Annotated in this window: 1 protein-coding gene; it reads left to right on the top strand. The window is 35.3% G+C overall.

Annotation, left to right across the window (positions count from 1 at the left end; genetic code table 11):
• Nucleotides 1-119: 119 nt before the first annotated feature.
• Nucleotides 120-822 (top strand): DUF692 family multinuclear iron-containing protein (locus BCT81_RS05400; RefSeq protein ID WP_133152567.1); only part of this gene is annotated, 703 nt, incomplete at its 3' end.

The raw sequence follows: 822 nt of genomic DNA, 5'->3' as shown, positions 1-822 counted from the left end.
AAAATGAACAATGAAAAAAAAGTAGTAGTTAAAGTTAAAGACAAAGAAATGACTTGCGGAAGCTACAACAAGTAATTTGATATGGCCCTTTAGTAATAAAGGGCCATTGAGGTATTTTCATGAATTTAGCTTGTAGTTATAATCATCACTTTTCAACAGGGAAACTCTACCCTTCTAACGACGTAAGACTTATCGAACTTGGTTTCAAGGCATACCAAAGTTTGTTTGTTAATAGTCTACCACCTAACAAAATAAGCTCCACACCTCTATCATTACATATATCAAGATCACCAATCACTGAACCTGAGATTTATCAAGATCAATTCATCAACGAAAAGCTAATTGACAAAAAAGATGACAATAGAATTATTAGTCTTGGGTTTCACTTATGTGGAGATAGAAATACTAACATAGGAAAACTGGGGTTTTCATCGCACTATAAGCACAATGATGACAGTGAAAGCAATGCTATTCGTTTCTTGACTAAAGTACAACAGGTAACAAAAAAACCGGTTTGGTTAGAAAATGCAAATTTCTACTCTTCTTCAGTCAATGAAATAATATCGAATTGGAAGAGCTTTAATCGTGTAGTTAAGGCTTCCGGTGCTGGAGCGATAATTGACCTATCCCACCTAATTATTGACTGCAGTAACAATAATATAAGTCCACTCTCTATGATTGGTTTCATTGATTGGAATTCAGTAATCGAGATCCACTTATCTGGAATTATCGAGGGTAAGGATGGAGCTTTACATGATGGTCACGGCACACAAGTCCATTCATCTGTATGGGAATTACTCCAACAACTCCTAAAGTTAGAGT

The organism is Vibrio sp. 10N.261.52.A1, assembly GCF_002876325.1.
GTDB lineage: Bacteria > Pseudomonadota > Gammaproteobacteria > Enterobacterales > Vibrionaceae > Vibrio > Vibrio chagasii.
Note: the sequence above shows the minus strand (reverse complement) of the source record. Positions and strands in the feature narration are given on the sequence as shown.